The following is a 2693-nucleotide window of genomic DNA, read 5'->3' on the forward strand; positions in this document are numbered from 1 at the left end:
CTGCCCGTAATTGTATAGCAGAATGTTCTCCTAAGGTCTATTCCATATCCCTCTGCACTTACACTGTCATATCCTATCGGCAACATATATCCATTACACATCTGAGCAACATCATTACGCCTCTTGAATATCTCCCACGTAGGTTTTTCTGGAATTTCAGGAACACCTTCCGCTACCTCAGTAGCTCCTTCAGCCATAGATGCACACATATTGCGAAGTAACTCTATACGTTCCATATCATCGCACCTATCCGTAGCTATCGCTGTCTGGAATTCCATTACTTCTCCATCGACCTTTATGAGTCCTCTTCCCTTTAGATTTTCCGGTTCAAGCTGTGAAACTTTTTTACTCTTAAAATAAGCGAGGCTCGTCTGATTATCTTTTGCTGAAATAATTCCATATACCATCACTCTCACCACCAATCTGTAACAGATGATTTCTTGTTACAAAAAATATAAAAATATCTGAATCTTACAGAATGGAAGTTCCATAAATTAATCCATGCCTGAGAAAACAGTTGCAATATCAGTTGTGACAAAAATGGAGTATGAATTTTATCAGTCGACAACTTATTTTAAAAAAAAGCTTTAAAAGTCAGTGATAACAGGAAATTTCAAAATAAAATGGATACGTATAATTATTTCGTGACTTTTTGTCACTGATTTTCTGTCACTCTTGAAATCGGCAGTTCCATTAAAAGTTCCTTATAATATTTTGTAGAATCTCAAGTGGAATTTATTTCAGATAAAATCATAACGAATTAAGATTAGGTCATTTCAAAGAAATTCAGATTAAAACGATTGCAGTTGATATGAAATCAACTGTGAGATGATACCCCATTGGCACTGGATACATACAGATAGCAAGGTCTCTCGCTGTCAGCCTACATTGAAACGATACCTGTGAATATCAAAATATATGACCACAACAAAAATACCCATCTGTACAAGCATCCTAACATGCGATACAAATAGGTATTAGCAAACTTTTCATCTCGCAAGATGGTAATATTTCTTAGCATCTGTCTCAGCCAAATTTCTTTCGAACAACAACAGAAACATTCACAGCTTAAAAATCCCTTAGCCTGTCAGTATCAGCAATAATGCGGGCAAAACAACAATTATACGCATGCACCTGTGAATCTTCAAAGGCTGAAATTTATCTGACTGTTTTTGATATACCATCAATACCCGCAACAGACATCCCCCTGTGCTGTGCCATATGGCTGGGTAGCACCAGCATATGCAAAGATGCCAATCTTACTAATCCTGTCTCTGTTTCCAAGGATAACAACTTATATGCGTTTTATGAATACACCAATACTGATTAAATTTCTTATCCTAGGTCTTAAAATTATTCAAGATATCAGAATAAGGCATTTCCTTAACAATTAGTTGAATTGTCTTGATTTTGGCATATACTTTCATAAAAATATACTGTTGTAGATACCAGCCAAACTTGTAACGAAATCTTTTGTTATAATTTTATATCAATTGCTGAAAATGGCTATTTCACAGTATTTATGAGTATTTTAGCAAACAATAGTTCTGTGAAAGAATGAAATCTGTCTGCTTGCAATAAAGTCAGTAAAATCAATGATTTACCGTACCTTAGAAATAAATTGTCGGACAAATCCTTTTGTATACCTGGGGGCAAATTTCGCCATAAGGTGTCCTTTCCCCTTTAGGTAAATGACAAAAAGCTATTATTAATTTCTGCATTTCATTCACTTCGTGAACAGGCAGAAATTAAAATAGCTTTTTGAGTTAGGGACTTTGAAGTCCTAAAGTATAGACATAATTAAATTTAATTTTATAAATATTACATATTTTCTATAGCATCACTGATTCTATCATTTAGATATTCAATAAAATTTTTATAATTAATCTTGTACTTTTTATCTCCTTGTGACCACATCATAACGGCTCCAGTTTTTACATCAATACAATAAATCCATTCGTCACAATTTTCTATTACAATCTTATCGTCATTCAACCCATATGACCTGAATTCTAGTGTCTTTTCCACAAATATCATTTTGCCATTTTTACCTACACCCAATGTTTCAATGCCATCCAGTCCACCATGCCCATAATTTTTCAAAAACCAAACATACTGCTCTGGAATTTTTAAATTTAATATTTTTTCTGCATCATATAAATCTTTATCATCTACATTAGGATGTGTAAAATCACCTTTTTCTTCATATTGACTTATAATCTTAACAATTTTATCATACATATTTTATTTTCCTCCTACGATTTGCTCTGCTCTCCATTTCCAATATGAACGTCTAAAATTATTATATTGCTTATTCAATATTGGATCATTTCTAAAACTTGCTCCATCTTCGATAAGACCATGCAACTGTGAATAATATTCTTGATGTGTAATCTCTCGAATCTCAACCATTGGTCCTGCTTCTTTTTGCAAAATATGATGTAGTTGAATAGCATTACCATCTGTCCCTATAGGAGGCTTGCCAGCCTGCATACGTTCTAAGTTTGTTAGTCCTGTTGTCTCATCAAAATACTCAAAATCTATATCATTCCTTTGATATACCTTTCTACTTACATCTCTAACTTCTCCATTAACTTTAACTGTGCCTTCATATTCTACTGAAGTGTAAATTACAGAACCACTTCCACCCTCACAAGTAATACTTCTTTCAGACTCCACCCGTCCTTTGCTAG

General features: G+C 33.8%; 3 protein-coding genes. All 3 read right to left on the reverse strand.

The genetic code is table 11. The features are described from left to right. Positions 1 to 407, reverse strand: a 407-nt coding sequence (locus tag DWX57_RS13885; protein ID WP_133300892.1) for a hypothetical protein, incomplete at its 3' end; no start/stop codon positions are given. A 1414-nt stretch (positions 408 to 1821) separates the two neighbouring features. Next, complete coding sequence (locus DWX57_RS13890) at positions 1822 to 2241, reverse strand: SMI1/KNR4 family protein (RefSeq protein ID WP_015533326.1); 420 nt, start codon at positions 2239 to 2241, stop codon at positions 1822 to 1824. Between the two features lie 3 nt (positions 2242 to 2244). After that, positions 2245 to 2693: HNH/ENDO VII family nuclease (locus tag DWX57_RS13895; RefSeq protein ID WP_207666530.1), on the reverse strand; the 449-nt coding region annotated here is incomplete at its 5' end.

Origin of the sequence: Coprococcus sp. AF19-8AC (assembly GCF_003603115.1) — a bacterium.
Taxonomy (GTDB): Bacteria; Bacillota; Clostridia; order Lachnospirales; family Lachnospiraceae; genus Coprococcus; species Coprococcus aceti.

Bases quoted from the DNA above. Each gene is read 5' to 3' on its own strand.
- DWX57_RS13890 (WP_015533326.1), bottom strand. From the start codon at position 2,241: ATGTATGATAAAATTGTTAAGATTATAAGTCAATATGAAGAAAAAGGT.